Here is a 23,507-nt window from a genome sequence, read left to right on the forward strand (position 1 = left end):
GCTTAAACAGCAGGCGTGGTTGATTTAAATATCCTGAATAACGATACGCTGCACGACTCTATTTTTGTCGGTGATTTCCGCGCGTCTTGGCATAGGTTCGATATCGGCTCGATCATCCAGCCATTTCGACGGCAGCTCGAGCGGACTAATGGATGCCCAGCGTTTCAACCAGCTATCGGGAAGCAGCGGCGCCTCTCCAGCCGCTATTGCTTGAGCGATTGGATGGTCTATCATCGTAAGCCACACTAAAGACCAAGCTCTAGGAACGACGCGAAAAATATCGTAGCCGCCTCCGCCAAGCGCAATCCAACGACCGTCTGTATGCTTGTGGGCTAATTCATGAATGATGGCAGGTATTTCCGCATAGATCCGCATGCTGCAATGGATGTGAGAGAGCGGATCGTAAGCATGCGCGTCACAGCCGTGCTGACTAATGATGACATCCGGCTCAAAGGCTGCTATTACTTTGCGCAACGTGACGTTAAAGCTCTCAAGCCAGGATTCATCCTCGGTATAAGGTTCGAGCGGGACGTTATAGCAGGCTCCGAAGCCATGGTCCACGCCTTTCTCGTGAACGAAGCCTGTACCAGGGAACAGAAATTTGCCGGTTTCATGAATGGAATAAGTACAAACGTCAGGATCGTCATAGAACACCCATTGAACACCGTCTCCGTGATGGACATCGGTGTCGATATAAAGCACTTTTGCGCCATAAGTTTGACGGATGTGTTTGATAGCGACTGCTGCATCGTTATATACACAAAAGCCCGAAGCACGGTCAGGGAACGCGTGATGAAGTCCGCCGGCGAGATGATAGGCGTGCTTTGTCCGGCCCGCCATAACAGCGTCAGCTGCGGCCACTGAGCCGTTGACGATCGTTACGGCAGCCTTGTGCATACCTGGAAAATATGGCGTATCCTCGGTGTGAAGCCCGAATTGCCGGGCGAGCGTGCTGCTATCCTCGAGAAGCGCTTGCTCGCTCAATTGCTTGACGGCAGCCAAATAGTCCGTTCTATGCACGAGCGGCAGAAGCTCGTCCTCGGAATAAGCGGGAGGAGCTTCCATTTGCTCCTCAGATAAAGCCTGTACTTCTTTGAGCAGGTCGATCGTTAGCATAAGCCGCAGCGGATCGAAAGGATGCTCCTCCCCAAATTTATATCCGCTAGAGTCCGAATGATGAATGAAAATAGCATTTGAAGCCATCCCTGTCCTCCTAAAAGGTTTGCGCAGCAAACCTGCATCGTAAGCATAAGCTAAGGTTTGCGCAGCAAACCTGCATCGTAAGCATAAGCTAAGGTTTGCGCAGCAAACCTGCATCGTAAGCATAAGCTTAATACATAAACCGTTGACGAAAGCGAACCCTGTCAAAATGCTCAACAGAGCGAAGCGGAACCTCCTTGCCGATTCGCACCATCAGGCAATTAGCCGGATGGGAGCAAATTTCGGGATCATCCGTAGCGAACCAGATCATTCCGACGGATTGCATCAATTTTTCCATCATTTTGCGATAGTTCCAAACATTGAGCATGGTGCCTTCCAGATCCCAATGCCAGTAATATTCAGTCGTAAATACGATCATGTTTTCTAACTGATCCTCTGCAAAAGCAAGCTGAATCAATCGTTTTCCCAAGCCGCAGCCGCGATAATCATCTGCTACTTCTATCGCCCCCAGCTCGATGAGATCCGTCATGCCGCCTTCCGACCAGCGTTCAAGCTCATCGGCATAGTGGAAGGTGACATAGCCGACGATCATGTCTCCTTCGCGCGCCAAAATAATTCGTCCTTCATCCAGGCCGGCGATCTCAACAAGCGCATCATGCTGTTCATGCGGTCTGCGGAACGCATCCAGCGACTTATGCATCGTCATTCTCTCCAGCCGTTCCGGCGGAACTGGTCCTTCTATAACTAGCTCACGGCCTGCGTCTAAAGCGAGCTGTTCCCGCTGCAAACGCTTTCGATGTTCCAAGGCGGAAGCCCCCTTTGCTGTTCAGCTGCTGCCAGATCATAACTCTCTATAACTCTTTATAACAAACATTTGAGAAATTGAAAAGCGTAGTCGAATAGAAAAAGGATATGCTATAATGAGTTTGGCGGTTTAAATCATGGAAAACGCGAGTGGATGTCAGCTTGTTTGCCTCAAGCAATGACTATTTTTTGAAAGCGTATTCTTATGGATAAGACATACAGATTTGATGGGAGAGTGATAGTATGATCAACTTGCATCAAGAAAGAATTCCAGCGACAGCAAAAAATCCGAATTTACCGAATTATGAAGAAGCGGTCGGCACATTTGACTGGAAGCAGATCGAGAGTCAATTCAGCTGGCATACAACAGGAAAAGTGAATATGGCTTATGAAGCCATCGATCGGCATGTCGAGCTGGGCAAAGGCGATAAAACCGCACTATATTACAGCGATAATGAACGCGATGAATCTTACACCTTTGAACAGCTGAGCAAGCAATCCAACCGTTTTGCAAACGTTTTACGCAAACTGGGCATTAGCAAAGGCGAGCGTATATTTATTTTTATGCCTCGAACGCCTGAGCTCTATTTTAGCGCGCTTGGCGCATGGAAGGTTGGCGCGGTCGTAGGGCCGCTATTTGAGGCCTTTATGGAAACAGCGGTAAAGGACAGACTGCTTGATAGCGAAGCTTCAGCGATTATAACGACACCTGCCTTATATAAACGAATAAAGCGCGATGAGCTGCCGAACCTGAAGCATGTCATCGTATTTGGCAAGGATGTGCCGAAGTCAGAGGAAATTATCGATTTCGCGGAAGAGATGGCGAGTGCGTCCGATGAAGCGGAGATCGAATGGCTCGATCTTGAAGACGGCCTGATTTTGCATTATACGTCAGGTTCTACGGGTAAGCCGAAAGGCGTCTACCATGTTCAAAATGCGATGGTTCAGCATTTGTACACGGGTCAAATTGTGCTTGATTTGAAAGAAAATGATATTTATTGGTGCACTGCCGATCCGGGCTGGGTTACCGGTACATCATACGGTATATTTGCACCGTGGCTGAATGGCGCTACAAATGTCATTCGCGGAGGACGCTTTAGTCCAAGTGATTGGTATAGCGTCATTCAGAAATACGGCGTAACTGTATGGTACAGCGCACCTACGGCTTTCCGCATGCTTATGGGAGCAGGGGATGATATCTCGCGGCAGTTTAATCTATCCAGTCTGCGGCATGTGCTCAGCGTCGGAGAGCCGCTGAATCCGGAGGTTGTTCGCTGGGGGCTGAAGGTATACGGTGAGCGCATTCATGACACATGGTGGATGACCGAGACTGGAGGCCAGCTCATTTGTAACTACCCAAGCATGGATATTAAGCCAGGCTCGATGGGCAAGCCGCTGCCGGGTGTTAAGGCTGCGATCATAGATGATAGCGGTAATGAGGTTCCACCTTATCGAATGGGTAATTTGGCCATTCAAACCCCTTGGCCGTCCATGATGCGGAAGGTATGGAATAATCCTTCTAAGTACGATGAATATTTTTACCTTAAAGGCTGGTACATCTCGGGAGATTCAGCTTATATGGATGAGGAGGGCTACTTCTGGTTCCAAGGACGTATCGACGATGTGATAAATACAGCCGGCGAGCGGGTTGGGCCGTTCGAGGTGGAGAGCAAGCTGGTCGAGCATCCGGCAGTAGCGGAGGCTGGCGTAATCGGCAAGCCTGATCCGATGCGGGGAGAAATCATTAAAGCTTTTATCGCGCTGCGGGAAGGGTTCGAGGCATCCGATGAATTGAAGCAGGAAATTTCTCAGTTCGTAAAAGTTGGCTTATCCGCTCATGCTGCACCAAGAGAAATCGAGTTTAAGGATAAGCTTCCAAAAACGCGAAGCGGCAAAATTATGCGCCGAGTGTTGAAGGCATGGGAGCTGAACCTGCCAACGGGTGATTTGTCCACGATCGAAGATTAGGCATAAAATAGAAGAGAGGATGTCTTCCGATCGGGAGGCATCCTCTTTTTTGCTTATTACTTTGCATGCCAGTTTCGAGTCAGCGCTGGAACAATTCTATCCACTCACCATCAGGCCCGCTTACGAAAAAGTACTTGAAGCCGTTCGGAAGTGTCGTAATGCCATCATCCACAAAGGAAACGTCGAGCTGCTTCAGGCGATCGAACTCAGCTTGCACATCGGGAACAGACACGGCAAAATGATGCACCTTGCCCTCATTCGGAAGGCTGTCGTTATAGCCTTGGATTAACTCCAGATCCGTCTCGCCCGATTGGCCAAAGCCGAGAAAGGCGAGCTCAATGATGCCATTGGAATGCGGCGTACGCCCTTTTAGCTCAAATCCGATAATTTCGGTATAAAAGGCAATGGAGGCCTCAATATTTTTGACCATTACCCCAACGTGATCAATACGTCTGTTTGTCATCGTAATTGTTCCTTCCTACAATAAGTTATAAAATTTTTCCTTCTATTGATCAATGATTTCTATCATAAGGATAAGAAAAATAACTGTCAAGTAGAGATTATCGGATAAAATGATGCTTATGTGTTTAGTTTTGAAAAAAATAGGTTGACATTCATCCGTGCAGATTCATAATGATGATATTTCTGAGTAATCAGGTAGTAATTATAGTAAAAGGTAGCGGCCTCAAACGAGGCGGCTACCTTTTTGGCAAAATAATATGAGTGTGAGACTGCACCTATCTCGAATAGCGCTTGGACGCTAATTAACGGTTTTCCTCGTGGACGGAGCTGACTCGCCGTTCGCGTTTTGCGCTGTCACAAAAAAGGTTCCGGATACGAGCGGCGAAACATATTCATAAGATGTTTCTGAGGTGGAATCGAGTTTTGTATACTGTCCATCGTTATTTGCGCTGTAGTACACATGATATTGCGTTACTTGGTCAGTTACATTGTTAGCCATCCATGTTAAGAGAACGCTAAGCTCGGATTTCACAGCATGAAAGCCTATAGGTGCTGCTGGCTCCGTTGTGCCCGGTTCATTCCCGCCCCCAGGCTGCCCAGGGTTGATTGTATAGTTTCCGAATTGAACCAGCTGGCTAGGTGCTGATTCCTTACCAGCGACATCAACCGCAGTCACGTAATAGGTATAGCTTTGCGCGTTGGAGGTGTATAGCTTCATGCGCTTGCTGTCGCCTGCAATGATGGATTCGCCCTGCTTCTCATAAGCGCCCTGATTAACCGATTTATACACGCGGTAGCCAACTACATCCTTAACCGGACTGTCACTAAACGTCAAGATGAGCACACCATCCGAAGATTGCAGCTTAACGCTTGCAGGAGGCGGGGGTACTGCACCGTCATCGACGCGCGGATCAGGCTTGGATGGCGCATTATCTTCTGCATCGGCAGGCAGGTATACCCCCATTGGACGCCGGCTGCTTGCAGGTAATTTCGACTGCGCTGCTCTGATCTCATCCATAAGGACGTCTAAAGGTTTTTTGCGTTTAATGACGATTTGTTCCTTAACCATGTCGCTCGGTGTAGCAGGGTTAGGGACGTAGTTTACGCCCTCGTACGTTATATACGCCATCTTCACGAGCGCATCATCTGTTTTCTTAGGTATATCCTTTTTGTTAAACCAATCGGTTACGAGCATGCCGGATTCCCTAGTCAATTGGCTTGGAAGCAAGCCGCTTGCGCTGGATACCGTCGCCTTGACGATACCGGAAGGACGTTCGAATTTATCGGTTACGAAAATTCCAGGCTTTGTTTCGGCCAGCTCGTTCATTATTAAGGCCCATATCGAGCGGGCTCTCGCTTTGCCTTTCTCAGACAAGGAGTTAACCTGCTCCTCATAGCCGGCCCACACGCCTAATGTGATATCAGGCGAGAAGCCCATGAACCATACGTCTCCATAGCTTTGGGTCGAGCCTGTCTTACCGGCAATCGGAATTTCACCGTATTTCTTGAATTGCGACTTCAACTTGTTAGCGGAGCCGTTTTTGCTGGAAATAACGGTTGACAGCATATCTGTCATCAGAAAGGCGCTTTGCTCCGAGAAAACGCGTTTTGGCTCAAGCTTGTGTTCGTATACGATCTTGCCGTTGGCATCGGTAATTCTAGATATCATATAAGCGTCATTGAAAACGCCTTTGTTCGCAATGGAGCCATAAGCATTCGTCATCTCTTCTACGGATACGCCGATGCTTAGTCCGCCAATTACGCCGGTCTGTGCATATGCATCTTCCGGCTGGAGCGTCGTAATGCCGAGCTTTTTGACAAATTCCCAAGCATTTTTGATTTTGACTTCCTCATTAAAGATTTTCAAGGCTGGCAAATTCAATGAACGGTTTAATGCTTCGCGCGCCGTAACGAGACCCGCAAACTTCCGGTTAACGTTCATCGGTATATGGAAGCCCTTCTGGCCGTCCTTGAGAACGACCGGCGCATCGTCAATAATGCTGGCTGGCTGGATAAGACCTTGGTCAATGGCCGGCAAATAAGCGGCTAGCGTTTTCATAGTCGATCCGGGCTGCCTTGTCATTTGAGTCGCATAGTTTAGCTGCTCCTCGTAGAAGTCGCGGCCTTCGAGCATCCCGACGATGGCACCGGTTTTATGGTCCAGCATGACTGCAGCGATTTGCTCGAGACCTTTCTCCTCGCTGTACGGACTAAAGTTTTCTTCATTACTGCCGATCTCACGCATGAGCCGGTAAATATCTTTGTCAATTGTCGTATAAACGTGATATCCGCCGCGAAGCAGATGATCACGGGCTTCTTCGATTAGAGCGGCATTTTCACTCAAATCAGCTTTCTTTAATTTCGGGTTCTGCTGCATAAGCATAATTTCAGCCGCTTGCCGCTCTGCTTCCAGCATCAGATATGGATAGGTCGTATATGCCTTCTCGGTTGGCTTAGCGAGCGACTTCCTAATGTCGAATTGGAGCGCTTCATCGTATTCCTGCCGGGTAATGCGGCCCGTCTCCAACATCCGCTTCAGCACGGTCTGCTGCCGGCCGAGCGCTAAATCGAAGTTTGCTTGATTGAATTGGCCTTTGCCTGTAAATGCCGTATAAGCTGACGGCCGTTGCGGGAGACCTGCCAAGTAGGCAGACTGCGCAATATTTAGCTGGTTTAGATCAGAGATATCAAAAATACCTTTGGCAGCGGCTTTAATCCCGAATAAATTGTAGCCGCTGGAACCATTCCCGAACGGTACCTTGTTCAAATATGCGGCTAAAATTTCCTTCTTCGTTAAATAACGCTCCATACGCAGGGATAAAAATATTTCTTTGATTTTTCGGCTGTCGGTTTTATCCAGACTTAGAAATACGCGGCGCGCGAGCTGCTGAGTAAGCGTACTTCCTCCCGTCTGCGTGTCTTCGTTAAGAAGCTTTTGCTTCACAGCACGTCCAAGTCCATTGATGTCCACGCCTTTGTGCTCAAAAAAATTGTTGTCTTCAATGCCGAGAACGGCATTGATTACCTGAGGCGGCAAATCATCGTATGTAATAATCATTCGATCCTCAGATGTTCTCAGCTGTCCGACAAGTGTATCATCATTGAAGTAAACGAAGCCGGTAATGGAATTTTCGCTGACCTTATCTTCAATGACGGTCCGCGGTCTTACTTCTTCGTTTTTCACGAGTGCCGCGACATATCCGGTAACTGCGCCGCCGGCTAGCAATCCGATGAAGATTCCAAAATATACGATCCATTTGACTGTTATAAAAGTTACAATTCCGAATGTACGCCATTTGCTTCTTTTGATTGGCGGCGATTGATGTTCCTCTTGCATTTTTATGACTCCTCCTCCAAATAGCACACCTATTATAACATAAATCGCCAAAGGAACGCATGTTTTAACTTCTTAAGCCAGAAGCCCCATCTTCTAAGCGACAGCAGAAGGTGGGGATAAATAGCTTTTTTTTGTTCGGAAGGCAAACGCACGTTCGTAATGTGTGGTATACTTTTCCTTAGTAAAGGAGGTTGCCTAATTTGCTGCGAGCCTATAAATATCGTATCTACCCCAGTGAAGAACAAAGGATTTTCTTTGCAAAAACCTTTGGTTGTGTTCGGTTCGTATATAACAAAATGCTTTATGATCGACAACTCGCTCATCAAGAATTTCAGGAACATGGCGTCAAACAAAAGCCCAAAAGACCCGCTTTCTACAAAGCGGAATACCCCTTCCTCAAGGAAGTTGCAGCGTCTGCGACCACAAACATACAGAAGTTAAAAACCTCAAGGTTCGTGATTAGAGCTGCCCTGTTTATGGCACCCATCATGACCGAGACGTGAATGCTGCCCTAAATCTCGTCAAACTAGCGGGTTAATCCGTACAAGCAGAGGTGGGTTCCACTTTTTGAGCCTGGGTAAATTTGTCTCACTAGAGATATTGACCAGGCAGCCCCAATTTCAAACGTATTGAAGTGGGGGTAGTTCACCAGCATTGACTTCCTATGAGTGCTATGGTATAAAAACTATAAAGTTTCATCAAATCAAGGCATTGAAGGGCACAAGTAGACAGCGAATCGTAATTGCAGAGAGCCGGTGGGTGGTGAAAACCGGTATGCGCCGCTTGTTGAATTACCGCCTGGAGCTAAGTGAAGGAACCGTATTGCTTTCGATCAGCGACAGCCAATGCTAAGCCATGGGGCCAAGTGGTGCTGCACGAAGCCGTAGTAGTTCACTTCGGAGACCGTCTCCGTTATCAACAACGAAGTGAGAGTATCGCTATTTTCATTGAAAGTTTTCATTGAAATGCAGGCGTACTCTAACGAGGGTGGTACCGCGAGCTAATCCTTCTCGTCCCTTGGGGCTGGAAGGATTTTTTATGTCTATATAGATGCATACGAGGAGGAAAAGTTTTATGGTAAAGTGGGAAGGTTTATCGAAGGAGCAGCAAAGCGAGGTTGAGCGTCAGCTTGCCGTAATCCGCCGCGGCGCTCAGGAAATTGTGCCGGAGGACGAGTTGAAGAACAAAATAGCGAATGCAGTTGCAACAGGCACGCCGCTTAAGGTAAAGCTGGGTCTTGACCCGTCGGCGCCTGATATTCACATCGGCCATACTGTTGTGCTGCATAAGCTGCGTCAATTCCAAGAGCTGGGTCATCAGGTTCAGCTTTTAATCGGTGATTTTACGGGCAGAATCGGCGATCCTACCGGTAAATCGGAAACACGGAAACAGCTGACAGAAGAAGATGTGAAGCGGAATGCAGAAACATACCAGAAGCAAATTTACAAAATATTAGATCCACAGCAAACGCAGCTCTATTACAATTCGGAATGGCTTGCGCCGCTTAACTTCGCTGATGTCGTTAATCTGGCGGCGAAAGTAACGGTTGCGCGCATGCTGGAACGCGACGATTTCACAAAGCGCTACACTTCCGGCTTGCCGATCAGCATTCATGAGTTTTTCTACCCGCTTATGCAAGGCTATGATTCGGTTGCACTTGAATCTGATGTTGAGCTTGGCGGTACGGATCAGAAGTTTAACCTGCTCATGGGTAGAACGCTGCAGAAGGAATATAATAAACCTGCGCAAGTAGCCATTATGACGCCGTTGATCGAGGGATTGGACGGCGTGAATAAAATGAGTAAAAGTTTGGGCAACTACATCGGTATCGATGAGGAGCCAAACCAAATTTACGGCAAGTCGATGTCGATTCCCGATGAGCTCATGTTCAAGTACTACGAGCTTGCAACCGATTTAAGCAACGAGGAACTGGCGGTGTTAAAGTCAGGTATTGAAGACGGCTCCGTTCATCCGCGCGATGCGAAGATGCAGCTCGCAGCAACTTTTGTGCGAATGTACCACGGCGAAGAGGCGGCCAAAGCAGCGGAAAATCATTTTATTACCGTATTTCAGCAGCGCGCTCTTCCGGATGATATCGAAGAGGTGTCAGTTTCGCCGGATGAACTTGACAAGGGTCAAATTCGCATCGTAAAGCTGCTTACCGTGCTTGGCTTACAGCCAACGAGCAGTGAAGCTCGGCGCAGTGTGCAGCAAGGAGCCGTACGTATAAATGAAGCGAAAATAACGGATATCAATGCCGAAGTGACGCCTCAGAACGGGGATGTGCTTCAAGTCGGCAAACGTAAATTCGTAAAAATCAAATTAGGATAATTGTTCTAACAAAGCTTGTTGAATGGATAAAATTCAGCAAGCTTTATTTTTGTGGAAACAAAATACGGTTTTTCAACGTAATAAATAACGGAAGCATTAGCAGGATATGGATGAAAAGAGAGGAGGGGGAAGTTGGAGACGCTATTTTTGTCATGTCTAATCGCCGGAATTCTTTATGCGCTCGTAAGTGTTGTATTCGGAGATTGGCTGGGACAGACGCTGGACGGTGCATTCGATTTTTTATCGTTAGACGGTCATTCTTGGTTGTCACCGACTGCGCTCGTTGGCGGCATTACCGTGTTTGGCGGAGCAGGAATCTTGCTCGGGCGCTACACTTCACTTGGAGCGGCAGCCATTGTAATTATCGCCTTGTTAATTGCTCTCATAGCAGGAACGGCCGTATTTTTCCTGTATATTAAGCCGATGGAGCAAAGTGAAAATTCAATCGCTTTTTCACTTAATGATTTATCCGGCATGCTTGGGGAAGTGCTGGTCCCGATTCCGGCGTCCGGCTATGGAGAAGTGATGCTCAAGGTAGGAGCAGGCTTTACGAATCAAATCGCCGCAAGCTTTGATGGCGTCGAAATTGGGAGAGGTGCTAGAGTTGTCGTTGTTGAAATCAGAGACAGCACGCTTTATGTTTCAGAAGTAAATTTATTTTAAATTTTGCTTTTGAGAGGGGAAAATCGATGCCGGATTATTTTATTATTCCTGCAATAGTTGTCGGTGTGCTCGTTGTATTAGGTCTTGCTTTCTGGGCGCGTTATAAGACGGTTAGTCCGGATGAAGCGATGCTCGTAACGGGTTCGTTTCTTGGTTCCAGAAATGCGAGCACGGACGAATCGGGCCGTAAAGTAAAAATCATTAGAGGCGGCGGGGCGTTTATACTGCCGATTTTCCAGAAGGCCGAGTTTTTATCCTTGCTGTCGCACAAGCTTGATGTATCCACCCCGGAGGTCTATACGGAGCAAGGCGTTCCGGTCATGGCAGACGGCGTAGCGATTATCAAAATCGGCGGTGCGGTTGAGGATGTGGCAACGGCTGCGGAACAATTTCTGGGTAAGCCGACTGAAGCGCTGAAGGGCGAAGCGCAGGAGGTGCTGGAAGGACATTTGCGCGCCATACTAGGCTCCATGACGGTAGAAGAGGTTTATCGCAATCGTGATAAATTTGCGCAAGAGGTACAAGGGGTAGCGGCTAAGGATTTGAAGAAAATGGGTCTCCAAATCGTTTCCTTCACGATCAAGGATTTACGCGACAAGCATGGATATTTAGATGCGCTCGGTAAGCCGCGAATCGCTGCTGTAAAGCGGGATGCGGAAATTGCGGAAGCCGAAGCGGTGCGGGATGCTAGAATTCAAAAAGCGCTTGCGGCTGAGGCGGGTCAAAAAGCCGAGCTCGTGCGCGATACGAACATCGCTGAAGCAGAGAAAGAGAAGGAGATGAAGGTTGCATCCTTTAAGCGCGATCAGGATACAGCGAAAGCAGAAGCGGATCAGGCGTATTCCATTCAAGAAGCGCGTGCGAAGCAAAGCGTAGTCGAGGAACAGATGAAGGTTGAGCTCGTACGCAAAGAGCGTGAGATTGATCTTGAGGCAAAGGAAATTTTGCGGCGCGAGAAGCAGTACGATGCAGAAGTGAAAAAGAAAGCCGATGCAGACCGTTACGCGGTTGAGCAGGCGGCTGAAGCGAACAAAGCGAAGCTCCTTCGTGAAGCGGATGCCTTGCAGTACCGGATAGAGGCGGAAGCGAAGGCGCAAGCTGCGCAGAAGCGCTTGGACGGCTTGGCCGTTGCTGAAGCGGAGAGAGCGAAGGGAACGGCGGAGGCAGACGTTATCCGTCTTCGCGGTTTAGCGGAAGCAGAAGCGAAGGAGAAGCTGGCTGAAGCGTTTGAGAAATTCGGTGAAGCAGCCGTGCTTGATATTATTGTAAAAATGCTGCCTGAGCTCGCCGGTAAAATAGCGGAACCGATTAGCAGCATCGATAAGCTTACTGTCGTAGACACGGGTAACGGTGAAGGGGCTGCGAGACTTAGCCATTATGTTACTTCATTGATGTCTACCGCGCCTGAAATGCTGAAGAGCGTATCCGGCATAGATGTAAATGCACTCATTAAAGGATTAACGTCCAAGGCGATAAACACACCGGCTAGCAGCAATAGACCTGTCGAAATTGGACCCAAGCTTCCTGATCAGTCGTAATCGCGGACATAAAAAAACCTTGAACCATATGGTTCAAGGTTTTTTTCATAATTAACGGCTGTAGAACTCGACGATTTGTTTCTCGTCGATATCTTGGGAAAGCTCACCGCGGTCAGGCAGACGAAGGAATTTACCTTCCAATGCTTGATCGTTGAACTCCAAGTAGTTCGGAAGGTGATGACGGCCTTCCATAGCTTCTTTAATTGTTCTTAGGCTGCGGCTGCGCTCGCGCAAACCGATAACATCACCGATAGTAACGCTGTAAGAAGCGATATCCACTTTCTTGCCGTTTACAGTAACGTGACCGTGTGATACCAACTGACGAGCTCCTGCACGGGAGTTGGAAAGGCCAAGACGGTAAACGAGGTTGTCAAGACGGCTTTCAAGGAGGCCCATGAAGTTTTCACCGGCTTTACCTTTCATTTTTGCCGCTTTGTCAAACAAGTTGCGGAATTGTTTTTCGTTCAAACCGTACATGTGACGAAGCTTTTGTTTCTCTTGCAATTGAACGCCATAACCGCTCAACTTTTTGCGTTGGTTAGGGCCGTGTTGACCTGGTGGAAATGCGCGCTTTGCAAGTTCTTTGCCCGTTCCGCTCAAAGAGATTCCAAGGCGACGGCTTAGTTTAAATTTAGGTCCTGTATAACGTGACATACGTAATATTAACTCCTTCATCAAATAAATTTGTGAATGGGGTTGTGTTTCGCCGAATACGTTCAACGTCCGAGCATGCTCGTCCCTGTTAGGCTAGTCAGCCGCTGGCCTACAGCGAACGTATTTCATGAGGGTGACACAAAACCGTACGCCCATCTATTCATCAATAAATAATATATGAAATATATAGTCATTGTCAAGGTTATCACTACAATTTTAATGATGCAGTAAGGGCATCATTAGTCCTATATTTTACAGGGTCAGTAGTGCGAAAATCTCAAAAATGAAGTATGATGATTGTATTATTGAGTGATGTAGGAAGCTCATCTCCTTGGTTGACAGATGGAAGGGTTGGGGCTGCATGGTTGATCGAATGAATAGCAATTTTGCCTATCGTAAAACATCAGCAATTGTGAATACATCAGCAGAACCGCAACCGGTTTGGTTTAGTAGTGAAGATATTAGCGATGCGGACGAGCCTTTGCTATTTCCTTTGTTCAAAGAAAGCTTTATTCAATGGATAAATGAAGCTGCAGGATTATCCTCGTTTGAGGCTGGTCAATTTGTGCTATTCAATAAACAAGCAGAAGAGGTTGCATCGGCTGGGTTGTATAACGCGGGGCGGAAGCGTGATGCTGCGCTTGAGAAGGCAGTCCGCACCGTTCTGTGCAGCGGCCGGCCAAGCATTTGTGAAACAGAAGATATGTCCTTTGCAGCGTTTCCCCTGCAAAGGAGAAACGATGGCGCTGTTTTTTGTGTTTTCACATACGTATCGCCGATCGGTTCCCAGACGGACATCACGCAGCTTCAAATGTCCTCCTTACATTTCCGCAGCTGCTTTTACCATAAGTTCGAACAGCTTTATGTCAAGGATCTGCTCCTGCAGCAGCAGCGGGCGGAGCAGGAAGCGAGCAGAAGAGATTTCTTGTTTCAAGCGGCCAAACGGCTTTATGATCAAATTGATGTGTCCTCCGTACTGTCGGAATTACTTCGCAGCTTAGAAATTGTTTACCCGAGCTCCGAGGTTTATTTGTATTTGTCACAAGATCATTTAAATGGCGATCCGCGCGTAAAGCCGCTTGTTTTTAAAAATGCTGAGCATGATCTCGTGGCCAAAGCGTTTTTAAACGGGAAATCGGTAACCGAGCAAGACCGGGACGGCACGCTCCGGCTGGCTGTTCCGATGACTGGCAAGCAAGCTGCGTACGGCGTGCTGCGCATGTCTATCGGTCCAGGCGAATGGGATGAAGCAGACTTGTCCGCGTTTCTGCTGCTAGCCGAAACTTCAGGCTCAGCCTTCGAAAATGCGAAGTTGTACGAGCAGTCTAATTTACTTATCAATGAGCTTCGTCTTATTAATGAGCTTACGAAACGGTTAAACCGGTCGCTGAAGCTTAAAGAAATTTTTCAATTTGCGACTAGCGAGCTTTTAACGATATTTGATGCCGATTATTGCTGCGTCCTGCAGTTAAACAATGAAAATAATCAATTTGTCGTCATGTCAAGCAATTTCCCTGAACTTGCAAATGATAAGTTCTCACACGATTATGGCTTTTGCGGCATGGTCTACCGAACGAGGGAGCCGTTAATTATATCCGATTACTGGCAGACTCGTGTCGTAACCTCCAAGATCATGGACAATACAGGTTCAAGATCGCTTATCGCTGCGCCGATTATGGTTGAGGGAGAGGTCGCCGGCATCATTATGGTTACGCACAAGACGCCAAATTTTTTCTCGTACGAAAATTATAAGCTGCTTCAAGTGATGAGCACGCACATTGGAATAGCGGTATCGAATGCTTCCTTGCATGCTGAAGTTCGACGCATGGTCATAACCGACAATTTGACTGGGCTGCATGCCCGTCATTATTTAAACGAACAAATTCAAAGCCGTCAACGCAAGGATCGATTCGGCTCGCTTATCCTCGTGGATGTTGATTTGTTCAAGCGGGTAAACGACACGTACGGACATCAAATCGGCGACCGGATACTCATTCATGTGAGTAACATTATCCGAGAATCCATAAGACAAGGCGACATTGCGGCACGATGGGGAGGCGAGGAGCTTGCTATTTACTTGCCGGGCATTCGAGCCGAGCAGGCTTATCGCGTCGCTGAGCGGATTCGGCTGCATGTCGAGCAAGAGACGGAGCCGGTCGTAACCGTATCCTGCGGGGTATCCGAATGGACGTTTGAGGATGAGAAAGTTAGCGTAGAATCGTTGTTTTACCGTGCCGACATGGCGCTTTACGAAGCGAAGAACAATGGAAGAAATTGCATTTTTGTAGGTCAGAGCTAAATTAAGCTTATTTTTATTCAATAGAACTTGAGGGTGCCTTAGCCGGCATCCTTTTCTTTTTGTGCATGTTTGGAATAAGGAGTAGGCTGGATAGGGACGATACTATAGTAACAGGTTGGACGGGAGGTATGAGCATGAAGCGGAAGCAAGCAATTGCAGCAAGTTTTCTCATTTTTACATGCATATTGATGATGTCAGGCTGCAGCCAAGTCGGCGAGCAGCGCTCGCCGGAGGAATGGCTGTCTTTATCCTATTCGGGACTTGCGGCCATGGATCAGTATGCTTTTACAGGATCGATGAGCATGAAGACGGAGGATGGCTTGGAATTTAAACCTGAAATATTCGAAGGCAAGGTGGTGGATCATCAGCAATTGACCTTGCAGACGAACAGCGAAGAGCCGCTGAACTGGAATCCCGTACAAGTGCTTGAAACATTAAATCATGCAAACGAAGAGGTTCGTATGGCAAACGACACATACGATCCGGAAACGGTCACGCTGATGATTACCGAGCATACCGGCATCACGAAGAAAAGATGGGAGCAGCGGCTTCACCAGCAGCTCGATCAGCTCGGGGCCAAGATGCCTGCAGTGGGGAGTCCGTACCGCCGGGAATGGAAGGAGGAGCTTACGCGTTCTCACAAGCAATTAGACGATATGCTTGCGTCCATGCAAGCGGTCACGGAGTATGAGCTGGTCATTGACCGAGACCGGATGCTTCCGCTAAAAATGGAGGAAAAAACGTCTTTCAGCTACAAGTATGATAAAAAACCAATTTCAGAGTCAAGGTACACAACGGTTCGCTTTCAATCCTTCAATGGTGCTTCGAGCGATACTATTCAACAATCAATGAAACGTGTTACGATGGATTAGCTCAGCACGCAAGTAAGAAGGAGAGGATATGAACATGCGTGATCCACGATTGCAAAAGCTGGCACAAAATTTAGTCGGTTATTCCATCGATGTTCAGCCTGGAGAAAATGTGTTGATTGACATGATCGGTTCAGAACGAGAGCTCACAAAATGTTTAATAGAAGAGGTTGCGCGACGGGGCGGCAGACCATTTGTAGAATCGAGCGACCGATCCGTTCTTCGTACTTTGCTGCAGCATGCTTCCAAGGAGCAGATGGAGCTGTGGGCGTCGTTTGATCTGGAGCGCATGAAAAATATGCAAGGCTATATTGCAGTGCGGTCCGGCGATAATGTAAACGAGCTGGCAGGAATTCCTGAAGCTAATATGCGCTTATACGAGCAGATTTACAGAAATCCGGTACATATGGAGCAGCGCGTCAAAAAAACGAAATGGGTCATTTTACGTTATCCAAACGCATCGATGGCACAGCTGGCCAATATGAGCACGGAAGCGTTTGAGGATTTCTATTTTGATGTATGTAATTTGGATTATTCTAAAATGGACAGAGCGATGGATCCTCTGCAGGCGCTAATGATCAAAACGGACCGTGTCCGCATCGTATCGCCGTCAACCGATTTGAGCTTCTCGATCAAAAATATCGGAGCCAAAAAATGCTCCGGCCACCGCAATATACCCGACGGCGAAGTTTTCTCCGCGCCTGTACGCGATTCCGTGCAAGGAACGATTACATATAACGCGCCTAGCGTTTATTCCGGGGTAACGTTCCAGAACATTTCGCTCACGTTCGAGGACGGGAAAATCGTAAAAGCAGAAAGCAATGACACGGCTCGTTTGAATGAGATTTTAGACATGGACGAGGGCGCGCGTTATATTGGGGAATTCGCGATTGGATTTAATCCGCATATTTTGCATCCGATGAATGATATTTTGTTTGATGAGAAAATTGCGGGCAGTCTTCACTTCACTCCCGGTCAGGCGTATGAGCAGACAGATAATGGCAACCGCTCCTCTGTTCATTGGGATTTAGTGCTAATTCAGCGTCCTGAGTACGGCGGCGGAGAAATTTATTTCGACGATGTGCTCATTCGTAAGGATGGCGTTTTCGTTATTCCAGAGCTGGAAGGACTAAATGCCGAAAATTTGAAATAAGCTAAGACTCTGACACTACATTCCTATGTAATTGATGGGAAATAAAGTGATTTTCATTTTACCTCTTGCTGGATATTACAATTCGGGTTATCATGGTGACAAAGGTAAGCTTTACTAATTTAACTGGAGGGATCTCCCATGTCCAACAATGCAGCTATTGTAGAAATTTCCCAAACGGCTAGCCAATTCACTTCGTCCATCGTTCTGCAAGCCGAGAGCAAATATATCGATGTAAAAAGCATACTCGGACTATTCACAACACTAGTGGGCGGACATGCTTACGAACTGCATGTACACGGTCCTGATGCTGAAGAAGCAAAAACAGCAATGGCTAATGTATTTGCGAAGCATAACTTGAACGTTACGGTTATTACGGATTAGTAGGAATATAATATTTTAGAGAAAGCACCCCTTCATTGTTGAAGAGGTGCTTTTCGTTTTGAACTTGTATAATCACTCTTTTTCGTCTAATATAAAGGGTATAGAAGATGGCGGATACGCGCACAGGGGGGAAAACGATGTCTTCACCGGAAATTACGGTACAATTGCATGAGAAAGCGCTTCGTCTCCTTCAGGAAGATGCGAGTAAAATAGAAAAATTAATCGAAGTTCAAATGGAAAACTTGACAACCCGTCAATGTCCGCTGTACGAAGAAGTGCTAGATACGCAAATGTATGGTTTCTCGCGAGAGATCGACTTTGCTGTTCGCGCAGGCCTAATTGCAGAATTAGCAGGCAAGGAAATAGTGAGCAGGTTAGAGCGGAATTTAGCTATGTTATACGAAGCCTTGGAAAGAAAAGAGTAGTCTCCGCGGAGACTACTCTTTTCTTTTCTTATATTCTCTTGTTCCGTATGCAGCTTAGTTTAAACAAGATAAAAGGCTACGCCAAGAATGATATAGACCATAAGAAGCAGCACACCCTCGTACCAGTTGGTCTGTCCATCACGAGATACTGATTTGGCGATAAAGACGGATACGCCGATTGCGGTCAGCTCAATAGGCGTGAAGACGATATCCATCGTGTTGCCGAACATGAAGCTGATGAGAATGAGCACGGGAGCTACGAACAAAGCGATTTGCAGGCTGCTTCCGATTGCGATTTCGACGGCGGCGCCGATCTTGTTCTTCATGGCCAAAATAACGGCTGCGCTATGCTCTGCGGCATTACCGACGATAGCGATAACGAATGCTCCTATAAACAGCTCAGACAGGCCGAATTTCTCCGCAAACGCATCAAGGGTATGAACGAGCCATTCGCTCACAAAGGCTACCATAACGGTAGCAAGGAGGAGGAAGAAGATCGACATCCCTTTGGACCAGGCCGGCTCCTCGCCGTGATCGGCATTCATGACCTCATCAGAAAGCATATCCTTGTGGGTGACCATAGAAAATATCAACCACAATATGTAGGAGATGATCAGGATGCCGGCAACCGCAAGGCTTAGAAATTGATCCTTCTCAATCGTGAAATTTTGCGATACGACGAATACGGCCGGTACGAAGAGGCCGATAACGGCCATGATCATGAGCGTTGAATTGTGATCTGCTAAGCGATTGTTAAATTTCTGCTCCTTGTATTTCAGTCCGCCAAGTAAGATGCTAAGTCCCAGCACAAGCAAAAGATTTCCGATAATAGCGCCCGTCAAGCTCGCTTTTACCATGTCGAATTGCTGGGCCTTTATCAAGAAAATAGCGATAATGAGCTCGGCGGCATTTCCGAAGGTCGCGTTTAGAAATCCGCCGAGCCGTTGCCCGGCATAGTGCGCCACGCTCTCTGTAGCTTTGCCAAGGAACCCAGCCACGAAAATAATGGCGATCGCTGAAATGACGAACTGTACCGTGTTGTCCCAGTGGGCGAAATGGCCAATCCCGCTGAGCACAAACATTATAATTAACCCGGAAAAAAACATTTTTTGATTCAAACTAAACACCTCTTCGCGATATGCTGAAAACCTGTTAATACTATATCGAAAATCATCACCCATGTAAACTTTACCAGCAACAAGTGAAACTTACAAATTCTTATCTATAAAAAGCGGCTAATCGCTTCCATTTAGTAGCGCTGTTCTTGCTTCACGGGTGAGGTTCTATTACAATAAACGTATATGGAAAAATGAGGAGTGAGTCACATGACCGAAGAACTTCAAACAGGTCTTATCCGAATCTCAGATGATGTAGTAGCAACGATAGCTGGGCTCGCAGCGCTTGAAACGCCAGGTATAGCGGCAATGTCGGGTGGGATATCAGAAGGACTCGCTAAACGTCTAAGCGGAAAAAATGTGCAGAAGGGCGTATCTGTCGAAGTAGGGCAGACGGAAGCTGCAATTGATCTTCGAATCATTGTTCACTATGGCATCCCGATTCAAGAGGTTTGCCGCCAGCTGCAGCTTAATGTACGAGAATCGGTAGAAAACATGACAGGCTTGCACGTGGTGGAAGTGAACGTAAAGGTTGAAGGGGTTGCCTTTAAAGAGGAAGAGATTGAGGATCCGCAGCAGTTGCGGTTAAAGTAAGGTTACGCAGCGATAAGAAAAAACGGTATCTCTTATATAAGAGGTACCGTTTTTTTGTGGCGTTTAGCGCTTTGTATTCTCTACACGGTTCGATTCTCTCGAAATGCTTAGCAGTACGCCGATAGACATAAGACAAAATAGCAGTGATGAGCCCCCATAGCTTATAAATGGCAGCGTGACGCCGGTAAGCGGTATCGTAGCGGTAACGCCGCCTATGTTGACGAACGCCTGGATTGCGATCAAGCCCACAATTCCGACGCCAACTACAGTACCGTATTGATCAGGACAGCGCAGGGCAACAATGAGTCCGCGCCATAAGAAAAATAGATAAAAGAGCAAGAAAATTGTACTGCCGATAAAGCCGAATTCTTCGCCAATGATTGCAAATATAAAATCATTATACGGATATTTCAAATAATGCAGCTTTTGCACGCTTTCACCAAATCCGGCACCTGTTAATCCGCCGTGACCGAATGCCTGAAGCGAGGATACAAGATGCCAGCCGGAATCTTGCGAATCGCTGAGCGGATCTCTGAAAACCGTAAGCCGGTCGATCCGGTAAGCCCAAGCATCTGGAGAAATCGCCATGGAAATACTGAAAATGACAGCAAGCAGCACGACGACCAGCATTCCGGATACGAAAACTTGCTTTAAATTCGCGCCGCCGGCCAAAATCATTACGGATGCGCTTGCGGCAAGCACAATGCAGGACCCGAGATCAGGCTGCATCATAATGAGACCGCAGATAAAGCCGACAATTAATATTACCGGCAGCAGCCCTTTTTTGAAGCTGCGGAATTTGTCGCCCTTCTTCGTAATGAGGGCGCCGAGATACAAAATGATGGCGAGCTTTGCAGGTTCTGTCGGCTGAATGCCGAGCGATCCTACTCCGAACCAGCTGTGTGCGCCATTGATTTCTTGGCCGACAAAAGGTACGAGCATAAGCATGATAACGACAGGGATAAAAAAGAGCATAAACAAGCGTTTAAATACTTGGTAGCGAAGATTCATCATAAATAACATAACGATGATGCCAAGGCCAGCCCACATGAACTGGCGCTTGGTGAAATACAGGGCATCTTCTTTCGTTACGACCGCAATGCTGGAGCTTGCGCTAAACACCATTACAAGTCCAAAGCCTACGAGCAGAAGAGTTAAGATGAGAAGCAGAAAGTCCGGTCTTCCACGGCTACCGTTCTGCGTGGCTTTCATGTTTTCACCGTTACGTTAGCAGCTGTTTCAATTGTTGAAGTCTTTGCGTTGCCGTATTCATGATAGGCTGCGGTACCGGGGACTCATACTCAAGACCATGCGGGAAAGTGGAGCGTCCGATGTAGACGGATTCAATAACGAGCACGGCATGCGGCGATTCCAGCTTGCCTTCAACCGCACGAGTCGTAATTCTTAAATAATAATCGGAGCCGCTAGCACGGTCCTCTAGTTTCAAATCGTATGTAGCGCGATAATATTCCCACTGCCAACGGACAAAGCCAACCTTTTCAGTAGATTCGTCTAAATGGTCCAGTTCGCTTTTAACACCGTTTAAGCCGGTATTTTCAATAATCATGATAGTTCCTCCCAAAGGTTTTGTGAAGCAAAACTGACTTCGTAAGCATATGCTTCCAATTTAAAAGACAGAGTTATGCATTCTTTTCTCATGATAGTATGTTTCCCCAGCAAGCGCAACCCTTACTCCCACCCCTGACCGCGGTCAAAAGTGACATTTTGAAGAAATGTATGAATCCTATCTATTGAATGGCGTATAAGCTTTCTTAATCAGGCTTTTTTCTGGTAAACTAGATGAAATGATCCCATTCGTCCGGAAGTGAGGCTTCCGGGGAGAACTATGTGAAACAAAACGCAAAATGAAAAATTTATGTCTACAGGATAGTTGTTTCACAAAAATGTTAGGGGGTTGCGATTTGCAAACAAAGGATATCGTAGATCTGGAGCTTGGGCAGCTGTATCCCAAAATGATTGATTGGCGCAGGCATCTCCATCAATATCCGGAGCTGTCGTTCCATGAACGTGTAACGTCAAGCTGGATTGCGAACCAGTTAAGCGATTTGGACTGCGAGGTTCGGACAGGTGTTGGCGGACATGGGTTAATTGCAGTCTTTAGAGGGGATAAGCCAGGGCCGACTGTTGCACTGCGGGCGGACATCGACGCGCTTCCCATACAGGATGAGAAAATATGCGATTACGCATCGAAGGTGCCTAATGTTATGCATGCTTGCGGCCATGATGCCCATACATCTACGCTGCTTGCTATCGCATCCTATTATTCGGTTAATCGCGCCGGAATTAGCGGTGAGCGCAGGCTGTTGTTCCAGCCGGCTGAGGAGGTTACTCCGGGCGGAGCGTTGCCAATGATTAATGACGGGGCGCTTGACGGCGTAGACGCCATTTATGGCGTGCACTTGTGGACGCCGCTTGCGCATGGCTTAATCGCGTCTAAAGCAGGACCATTCATGTCCGCAGCGGATGAGTTCGTTATTGATATAATCGGACGCGGAGGCCATGGCGGATTGCCGCATCAAGCCACCGATGCGATTATGATCGGCTCAACGCTTGTTCAAGCGGTTCAATCGATTGTTAGCCGCAATGTAAACCCGCTTCATCCGGCAGTAGTGACAATCGGTTCATTTCAAGCGGGATCAACGAACAACATTATCGCGGAACGCTGCAGGCTTAAGGGTACCGTCAGAACGTTTGACGAGAAGACGAGGAAGATGATCCATGAACGTTTGGAATCACTTGTGACTCATGTCTGCCAGATGCATGACGCGGAATTCGATTATCAGATGCGAATCGGATATCCGGCAGTGGTGAACGATGAGGGGGAGGCCGAGCGCTTCTTCAGAGTAGGGGAGCAATTATTCGGTGAAGCGGCTGTCATACGGTCGGAAGCCATAACGGTTGCGGAGGACTTTTCCTATTACTTGGAGAAGGTGCGGGGCTGCTTCATGTTTGTAGGAGCCGGAAACGAAAATTGCGGCGCCGCATACTCCCATCACCATCCGAAATTTGATATCGATGAAAGAGCGATGCTTCGCGCAGCAAGACTCCTGATCGGGATGGCGGAAGATTATGCCGCCTCTGGATCTGCTCCATCTTCTTAAACTCGGATATGCGAACGCGAAGACGGACATACTAAACCTCGAACTGATTATCGAGGAGGGTATCCACATGAAAACCATTAAACAAATCATGTCTACGGATTGTGTCACAGCTACGATGCAGGATAACGTATACGAAATTGCCGTGAAGATGAAGCAGCATGATATCGGATTCGTTCCGATTGTAGACGGCAAGAAGCTGATCGGTGTCGTTACGGACAGAGATTTGGTCGTTCGCGGCTATGCGGAGAAGCATTCCGGATCAACGGCAGTCTCGGAAGTCATGACAACGGATGTTGAGACCATCACTTCCGACACTTCAACAGATGAGGCAGCGGAACTGATGGCAGCAAAGCAAATCCGCAGGCTTCCAGTGGTCGAAGGCGGCGAGCTGATCGGCGTGCTGGCAATCGGAGATTTGGCAATTCGTGAAATTTTCGTCAATGAAGCAGGGGAAGCGTTAAGTGCGATTTCCGAACCGGAGCATGCAGCGGTTCACTAATGTGTTCAAATAAATAAGGCTGCCGGAGGGCGTAGTGATATGCTCCCCATACAGTAGACAGGTTAAATAATAAAACCTGCTGCTGTGAGGGGAGCTTTTTCATGTCAAAAGAACAGTATAGCGCACCAGAGA

21 protein-coding genes and 1 other annotated feature are annotated in these 23,507 nt (G+C 47.5%); of the genes, 13 read left to right on the forward strand and 8 right to left on the reverse strand.

Annotation, left to right across the window (positions count from 1 at the left end; genetic code table 11):
• Window positions 1-24: 24 nt before the first annotated feature.
• Window positions 25-1,203, reverse strand: coding sequence for an acetoin utilization protein AcuC (locus ASG81_RS17145; RefSeq protein WP_056636652.1), 1,179 nt, complete (start codon window positions 1,201-1,203; stop codon window positions 25-27).
• 127 nt (window positions 1,204-1,330) lie between these two features.
• Entirely contained in the window at window positions 1,331-1,966 is a 636-nt protein-coding gene (locus ASG81_RS17150) for a GNAT family N-acetyltransferase (protein WP_056636654.1), read from the reverse strand.
• Between the two features lie 242 nt (window positions 1,967-2,208).
• Between ASG81_RS17150 and acsA the strand changes: the two genes are divergently transcribed.
• Window positions 2,209-3,933, forward strand: coding sequence for an acetate--CoA ligase (acsA, locus tag ASG81_RS17155; protein ID WP_056636656.1), 1,725 nt, complete (start codon window positions 2,209-2,211; stop codon window positions 3,931-3,933).
• Window positions 3,934-4,012: 79 nt separating this feature from the next.
• On the opposite strand, the gene ASG81_RS17160 is transcribed toward acsA, so the two are convergent.
• Window positions 4,013-4,396 carry a VOC family protein gene (locus ASG81_RS17160; protein WP_056636657.1) on the reverse strand — a complete coding sequence of 128 codons (384 nt, stop codon included), beginning with the start codon at window positions 4,394-4,396 and terminating at the stop codon, window positions 4,013-4,015.
• Window positions 4,397-4,693: 297 nt separating this feature from the next.
• The gene (locus ASG81_RS17165; RefSeq protein ID WP_056636660.1) at window positions 4,694-7,732 is read right to left on the reverse strand and encodes a transglycosylase domain-containing protein; all 3,039 of its coding nucleotides are present in this window, start codon (window positions 7,730-7,732) and stop codon (window positions 4,694-4,696) included.
• A 200-nt stretch (window positions 7,733-7,932) separates the two neighbouring features.
• Here ASG81_RS17165 and ASG81_RS17170 point away from each other — a divergent pair, with 200 nt between their 5' ends.
• From ASG81_RS17170 to ASG81_RS17185, 4 genes are all read left to right on the forward strand, one after another.
• Window positions 7,933-8,235: a helix-turn-helix domain-containing protein gene (locus tag ASG81_RS17170; protein ID WP_056636662.1), complete on the forward strand. Its 303-nt coding sequence runs from the start codon at window positions 7,933-7,935 to the stop codon at window positions 8,233-8,235.
• A gap of 199 nt (window positions 8,236-8,434) precedes the next feature.
• Window positions 8,435-8,753: a binding site (T-box leader), on the forward strand.
• Window positions 8,754-8,806: 53 nt separating this feature from the next.
• Entirely contained in the window at window positions 8,807-10,063 is a 1,257-nt protein-coding gene (gene tyrS, locus ASG81_RS17175) for a tyrosine--tRNA ligase (RefSeq protein WP_056636664.1), read from the forward strand.
• Window positions 10,064-10,195: 132 nt separating this feature from the next.
• Window positions 10,196-10,726, forward strand: coding sequence for a protease (locus ASG81_RS17180; RefSeq protein ID WP_056636665.1), 531 nt, complete (start codon window positions 10,196-10,198; stop codon window positions 10,724-10,726).
• 26 nt (window positions 10,727-10,752) lie between these two features.
• Window positions 10,753-12,264, forward strand: coding sequence for a flotillin family protein (locus tag ASG81_RS17185; protein ID WP_056636668.1), 1,512 nt, complete (start codon window positions 10,753-10,755; stop codon window positions 12,262-12,264).
• A gap of 51 nt (window positions 12,265-12,315) precedes the next feature.
• Here the strand turns inward: ASG81_RS17185 and rpsD are convergent, their stop codons facing one another.
• A complete protein-coding gene (rpsD, locus tag ASG81_RS17190) occupies window positions 12,316-12,918 on the reverse strand; it encodes a 30S ribosomal protein S4 (protein ID WP_056636670.1) in 603 nt (200 codons plus the stop codon).
• A gap of 331 nt (window positions 12,919-13,249) precedes the next feature.
• Here rpsD and ASG81_RS17195 point away from each other — a divergent pair, with 331 nt between their 5' ends.
• The 5 genes from ASG81_RS17195 (at window position 13,250) to ASG81_RS17215 (ending at window position 18,045) form a co-directional block, all read left to right on the forward strand.
• Window positions 13,250-15,217, forward strand: a complete 1,968-nt coding sequence (locus ASG81_RS17195) for a sensor domain-containing diguanylate cyclase (protein ID WP_235548914.1) — start codon at window positions 13,250-13,252, stop codon at window positions 15,215-15,217.
• Window positions 15,218-15,351: 134 nt separating this feature from the next.
• Window positions 15,352-16,089 (forward strand): hypothetical protein, encoded by a 738-nt coding sequence (locus ASG81_RS17200; RefSeq protein WP_056636675.1) that lies wholly within the window; start codon window positions 15,352-15,354, stop codon window positions 16,087-16,089.
• A gap of 34 nt (window positions 16,090-16,123) precedes the next feature.
• Window positions 16,124-17,239: an aminopeptidase gene (locus ASG81_RS17205; RefSeq protein WP_056636677.1), complete on the forward strand. Its 1,116-nt coding sequence runs from the start codon at window positions 16,124-16,126 to the stop codon at window positions 17,237-17,239.
• A gap of 138 nt (window positions 17,240-17,377) precedes the next feature.
• Complete coding sequence (locus ASG81_RS17210; RefSeq protein WP_056636679.1) at window positions 17,378-17,620, forward strand: HPr family phosphocarrier protein; 243 nt, start codon at window positions 17,378-17,380, stop codon at window positions 17,618-17,620.
• A 137-nt stretch (window positions 17,621-17,757) separates the two neighbouring features.
• Window positions 17,758-18,045 carry a YlaN family protein gene (locus ASG81_RS17215; protein WP_056636681.1) on the forward strand — a complete coding sequence of 96 codons (288 nt, stop codon included), beginning with the start codon at window positions 17,758-17,760 and terminating at the stop codon, window positions 18,043-18,045.
• A 59-nt stretch (window positions 18,046-18,104) separates the two neighbouring features.
• Here the strand turns inward: ASG81_RS17215 and cax are convergent, their stop codons facing one another.
• Window positions 18,105-19,163, reverse strand: a complete 1,059-nt coding sequence (gene cax / locus ASG81_RS17220; protein ID WP_056636683.1) for a calcium/proton exchanger — start codon at window positions 19,161-19,163, stop codon at window positions 18,105-18,107.
• A gap of 207 nt (window positions 19,164-19,370) precedes the next feature.
• On the opposite strand from cax, the gene ASG81_RS17225 reads away from it, so the two are divergent.
• Window positions 19,371-19,754, forward strand: a complete 384-nt coding sequence (locus ASG81_RS17225; protein WP_056636685.1) for an Asp23/Gls24 family envelope stress response protein — start codon at window positions 19,371-19,373, stop codon at window positions 19,752-19,754.
• Between the two features lie 63 nt (window positions 19,755-19,817).
• Here ASG81_RS17225 and ftsW read toward each other — a convergent pair whose 3' ends face one another.
• Both ftsW and ASG81_RS17235 read right to left on the reverse strand, forming a co-directional pair.
• Window positions 19,818-20,966 (reverse strand): putative lipid II flippase FtsW, encoded by a 1,149-nt coding sequence (gene ftsW / locus ASG81_RS17230; protein ID WP_056636687.1) that lies wholly within the window; start codon window positions 20,964-20,966, stop codon window positions 19,818-19,820.
• A 10-nt stretch (window positions 20,967-20,976) separates the two neighbouring features.
• Window positions 20,977-21,321, reverse strand: coding sequence for a YugN family protein (locus tag ASG81_RS17235; RefSeq protein WP_056636689.1), 345 nt, complete (start codon window positions 21,319-21,321; stop codon window positions 20,977-20,979).
• Between the two features lie 406 nt (window positions 21,322-21,727).
• Between ASG81_RS17235 and ASG81_RS17240 the strand changes: the two genes are divergently transcribed.
• Together ASG81_RS17240 and ASG81_RS17245 are read left to right on the forward strand one after the other, a co-directional pair.
• Window positions 21,728-22,876 carry an amidohydrolase gene (locus ASG81_RS17240; protein WP_056636698.1) on the forward strand — a complete coding sequence of 383 codons (1,149 nt, stop codon included), beginning with the start codon at window positions 21,728-21,730 and terminating at the stop codon, window positions 22,874-22,876.
• Between the two features lie 67 nt (window positions 22,877-22,943).
• Window positions 22,944-23,375: a CBS domain-containing protein gene (locus ASG81_RS17245; RefSeq protein ID WP_056636691.1), complete on the forward strand. Its 432-nt coding sequence runs from the start codon at window positions 22,944-22,946 to the stop codon at window positions 23,373-23,375.
• The last annotated feature ends 132 nt before the right edge of the window (window positions 23,376-23,507 follow it).

Source organism: Paenibacillus sp. Soil522 (genome assembly GCF_001428245.1).
Classification (GTDB): Bacteria; Bacillota; Bacilli; order Paenibacillales; family Paenibacillaceae; genus Pristimantibacillus.